Here is a 4,556-nt window from a genome sequence, read left to right as displayed (position 1 = left end):
GGCGTCTACTCCCGCGTCGCCGGCCGCCTACTCGCCCTCGCCGCCGGAATCTGGCACAACTGGCTCCTCGGAACTCCCAACAAACGATCCCTCATCGCCTACGACCATTAGGACTCACTCATCTAGAGGCCGTGGAGTCTTTTGCCAGTTCAGAGAACCCGGTTGAGCAGGCCTACGCCGGCCTCCAGAACGACATTGCGCGGTTCACGAAGAATCTTCTGAGTGGACTCCCCGCGGGAAGTATCGACGGCGCGTGAAGACTTGACTCACACATGTTTATTCACCGTTTATTGCTCCAAGACCGACCAAGATGGGCCGAGGTTTTGAGACACTCGAGGACGACGTCTTCACGACGCTGAGCGAGTTGAATGCTGCGATCGAGGAACGGGTGCGGGAGATCAATCATGACATCCGCCGCGCCGACGACACCACCCGGTGGGAGCGCTTTGACAGCGAGGAGCGAAAGTCGCTGGGCCCGTTGCCGGATGTTGGGTTCGAGGACGTCGAGTGGAAGGAGCTGAAGGCGGCCCGGAACTACCACGTCACCGCGGACACCCAACGGTATTCGGTGCCGTTCGCTCTGGCCGGCAAGCTGCTGCGGGTTCGGCTGACATCGTCACGGGTGACGGTCTTCGATGGCCACGAGAGCATCTGCGAACACCCTCGGCTGACGGGCCGCAAAGGCCAGTACTCGACCCTGCCGGACCATGTCCCGCCGCAGCACCGCGATATCGATGGGCTGTGGTCCAGGCGCTGGTTCACCGACCGGGCGCGCAGCGTCGGACCGGCCACCGTCACCGTGATCGAGCAGATCCTGGACAGCCAGGCGATCGAAGCGCAGGGCTACCTGTCCTGCCAGAACATCCTCGACGGCCTCGGCAAAAACAACCGGGAACGGCTAGAGGCGGCCTGCCAAGAGCTCGTGAACCGCAGCGCGCATCCGACCTATTCGATGCTGAAACGGTTGATGGCCGCGATCGACAGCGATGCGAGGAAGCCGCGGCCGATGGCCCCGGCGGCCTCCACTCGCAAACGCGTCAGCATGGTCGTGTTCCGCGACACCATGCCGGATGTTTATGTTCGTGATGCCTCGCACTATGCCCGCGACGAGCAGGCCAAGTGATGTTCACCAGCGTTGATTACGACAAGTTCCGGGCCCTGCGCGTGACCCACGTCGCGACTCGGCTGGAGGAACTCATCCAGGACGAAGCCAACGACACCCTCACCCCCGAGCAGCTGTTCCTCACCGCGGTCGACGACGCGTTGGAGTCCCGGCGCATCAACAAGGTCGACAAGCTCATCCGTCAGGCTGCGTTCCCGATCCCGGGCGCCACCGTCGCCGAGGTCGACTATCGCGAGGGACGCGGCATCACCCAAGTCAGAATGCGGCGCTAAGCCGCCCATGACTGGCGCTCCGATGCGACGAACTTGCTGATCATTTCGCCCACCGGCGGCGGGAAAACCTACCTCGCCTGCGCACTAGCTATCGGCGCCTGTGAGAGTGAGCATTCGGTGCTCTACTACCGGATGGACGACCTTGCCCGAAAGCTCGTCATCGCTCGCGGCGACGCCATCGCCCACCAGAAACTGTTGAACGAGCTATCGAACGTCGACCTGCTCATCATCGACGACTTCCTCACCGTCGGCATCGACAGCGACGCTGGCAACGATCTGTTCGCGATCCTCGCCAACCGCGAGCACCGGCTCCCGACGATGATGCGCCTCGCAGACCGGACCCGCGCACTGGGTCGCCGAGCTGCCCGACCGAGTCGCAGCGGACTCGATCGTTAACCGCCTGGCCAACAACGCCCGCATCATCAAGCTCGGCCAGATCGACATGCGCCAGCAGCGCAACGACCAGGCCCGCGCCCAGAAGGGCTACTGGGAATAGCACCAAGGCGGCCCGGGCACCACTCCCGGGCCGCTACCACCTCGTCAGAACTTTGTTACCAACTACCTGGACTGGCGCTACCATCAAACGCTACTCGCCAGTGAATATCGCTTCGGTCCTGGATTCGAGTCCCCGCACCGTTTGTGGAAATCTGGCTGATGAGGAATTTTCTGTCAGCAGAGACGCGACGGGATTGATGCGGTTAACGTTTATTCGACGTTTATTCCGAATATATTGCCTATTGTGGGCGTTTACGCAAAAGGTGCTCGACCCATCTCGAGTGGCATCGAGTTGCATCGATTGCTTTCGGTTGAGGGGGACTAAACGCTTTCTCGCGTGTGGCAGTGATCCGGACTCTCGATGGGCATGCACGCCGAGTAGTTCGGCGTGCATGCCCATGTGCATGAGTTCGTGGGCGTTTTTAGTCGATGGAGCGTTGCTCGATCACGGTATCGCGAGTCTTAGCTGTTGTGGTTGTTCTATACATCTTCGTCCTCTCAGTTGAGCGGGTTGACCTAATTGGTGGGGCTCATGGCAGAGTTAATTTCGTACGCCACGTGGGACGCGGCGACAGCGGTCAGCTGAGCGTGATCGTATGCCGGGGCGACCTCGACGACGTCAGCGCCGACCAGATTGACCGCGCTCAAGGCGCGAAGCATCGCGAGAAGCTCACGGCTCGTCGTGCCTGCGGCTTCCGGGGTTCCGATTCCAGGTGCGTGTGCCGGGTCGAGGACGTCGATGTCGACGGAAAGGTACACCGGTCGGTCGCCGAGCCGGGCAAGCATCCGTTCGATGGCTCGTGGCAGGCCTTCGTCTTGGAGGTCGTTACTTGAAATGATCGCGAACCCCAAGCGGCACGGAGCGAACTACGATGACCGTCCAGACAGACTAAAAAAGAAAAGAGCGGCCGCACAGCGATTCCAGGGGCCGCCACGGCTTCATCCGGCTTGCGGGCCGTATTCGTGGGCCTCTAGTGACCTTGGGACCGAGACGCCGAGGTCCTTGACGTCGGCTGCGGGCGTGCCGTCGACGAAAAGTTTCTTCGCTGAGGCGATCTTGCCTTAGCCATGATCTGGCCCCGCATTCGTAGGCGCCGGCGCCGTCATCAGTTGGTCTCACAAGTCCTCATTTATGCCGACTACTTTCGCGCCGCAGGCACTGCTATTTTAGCGCACACAGCGACCGAGAGTCGCCCCGCCAGGAGCCTTCATTCAAGGTGAAGGACATGATCGAAAAGGGAGTTCCCTGTCATGAAAATTTCGTGCCCCTTCTGCCATTCGGAGGCGACCCTTACTCCGAATCCTGCTCACGACGAGCGTCCCTCATTACCGAATTACCTCCTAACCTGTTCCGGATGTCAGCGCACCAACGTGCAGCGCGATCCGGTTCACCAGCCCCGGATGTCGGCCAGAATCCTCGTCCCGTCCCACCAATTCGGCTAACTGCTCGCAACTCACAAACACGGTCCGGCGCCGATATTCGGGGTCTGAGTAGTACTGGAACGAAACGTCCGCTAAGGGCTTGGTCGTTCAGACTTGGATGCTCGTATCACTGACGCGGAAGGAAGCTACCATGACCGGCCGGAATGGTCAAAAAGACATCAAAAGACAGTGGCGCGCTGGCCCTGCCCCCGTTTAGTGGACACCTCACAAGAGAGAATGTTCACATGGGAAAGACACGCAGGGAGTTCACTCCTGAGTACAAAGACGAGGCCGTGAAGCTGGTGATCAACACTGGCAGGGCGGTCGCGACAGTGGCCCGCGAGCTCGGTATCAACGAGGCCTCGCTGGGCCGGTGGGTGAGCGCGTTCAAGGCCAGGAACGACACCGGCGAGACCGGAGTCACCGAGTCTGAACGGGCCGAGTTGCTCCGGTTGCGGAAAGAGAACGCGGACCTGAAGCTTGATCGGGCGTTTCTAAAAAAAGCGTCTATCTTCTTCGCCCAGGAAGCGTCGGATACGAGCGCAAAGCGTTCGAATTGATTCTGGCGGAGAAGACCGATTTCACCATCACCCGCATGGTCCGCCTGCTCGAGGTGTCCAGATCGGGCTTTTACGTCTGGCTCGATTGGAAGCCGTCGGACCGCATGATTCGGCGGGAGGGCATCGAGCAGAAAGTGGCGTGGTTTCACGGCGACTCCGACGCGGTCTACGGAGCCCCGAGGATCCTCGCCGACCTCCGTGCCGACGGGGAGACCATCTCGCGCAAGACTGTCGCCAAGACCATGCAACGCCTCGGATTGGTGGGCATCTGTCCGAAGAAGTGGAAGACCACCACGATCACTGACCACGCCGACGCTTACCCGGTCGATGCGGTCAAACGCGAATGGGACACCGGTGCTCTGGACCAGGTCTGGGTCGGCGACATCACTTACCTGAGGACCTGGGAGGGGTGGGTGTACTTGCCGACCGTGATCGACGCCCACAGCCGCCGCGTGATGGGCGGGCCATCGCCGCCCATATGAGGACCGATCTGATCGAGGACACCCTCGTGATGGCCATGACCCTGCGCGGGGAACGGCCGGCGCACGTCATCTTCCACAGCGATTATGCCGAGGATGACGTTAAGCCGAGGAACTGTTCCGACGCCAGAAGTTTATTGGGGATGGCCGCAGTTTTCTCGGTTTAGTGCAATGCCTCAACCAGCGTTACTTTCATCGTGTCCAG

General features: G+C 60.8%; 5 protein-coding genes and 2 pseudogenes. 6 read left to right on the top strand and 1 reads right to left on the bottom strand.

Annotated features, from left to right (window positions below):
• The 4 genes and pseudogenes from CJ028_RS13070 to CJ028_RS21455 form a co-directional block, all read left to right on the top strand.
• Nucleotides 1–111: pseudogene (locus CJ028_RS13070) on the top strand (IS982 family transposase); the annotation flags it as partial.
• A gap of 253 nt (nt 112–364) precedes the next feature.
• Nucleotides 365–1,123, top strand: a complete 759-nt coding sequence (locus CJ028_RS13065) for a Mu transposase domain-containing protein (protein ID WP_129590487.1) — start codon at nt 365–367, stop codon at nt 1,121–1,123.
• Nucleotides 1,120–1,395, top strand: a complete 276-nt coding sequence (locus CJ028_RS21460; RefSeq protein WP_240607260.1) for a hypothetical protein — start codon at nt 1,120–1,122, stop codon at nt 1,393–1,395. The genes CJ028_RS13065 and CJ028_RS21460 overlap by 4 nt, the downstream gene beginning before the upstream one ends.
• A gap of 33 nt (nt 1,396–1,428) precedes the next feature.
• A complete protein-coding gene (locus CJ028_RS21455; RefSeq protein WP_240607259.1) occupies nt 1,429–1,791 on the top strand; it encodes an ATP-binding protein in 363 nt (120 codons plus the stop codon).
• Nucleotides 1,792–2,406: 615 nt separating this feature from the next.
• Here the strand turns inward: CJ028_RS21455 and CJ028_RS13055 are convergent.
• Nucleotides 2,407–2,745: pseudogene (locus CJ028_RS13055) on the bottom strand (arginase family protein); the annotation flags it as partial.
• 812 nt (nt 2,746–3,557) lie between these two features.
• On the opposite strand from CJ028_RS13055, the gene CJ028_RS13050 reads away from it, so the two are divergent.
• Both CJ028_RS13050 and CJ028_RS13045 read left to right on the top strand, forming a co-directional pair.
• Nucleotides 3,558–3,872, top strand: a complete 315-nt coding sequence (locus CJ028_RS13050) for a transposase (protein WP_161498982.1) — start codon at nt 3,558–3,560, stop codon at nt 3,870–3,872.
• Nucleotides 3,869–4,354, top strand: a complete 486-nt coding sequence (locus tag CJ028_RS13045) for an IS3 family transposase (protein WP_105035681.1) — start codon at nt 3,869–3,871, stop codon at nt 4,352–4,354. The genes CJ028_RS13050 and CJ028_RS13045 overlap by 4 nt, the downstream gene beginning before the upstream one ends.
• The last annotated feature ends 202 nt before the right edge of the window (nt 4,355–4,556 follow it).

Source organism: Cryobacterium aureum, assembly GCF_002954245.1.
GTDB lineage: Bacteria > Actinomycetota > Actinomycetes > Actinomycetales > Microbacteriaceae > Cryobacterium > Cryobacterium aureum.
The sequence above is the reverse complement of the archived record's forward strand: the minus strand, read 5'-3'. Positions and strand labels throughout refer to the sequence as shown.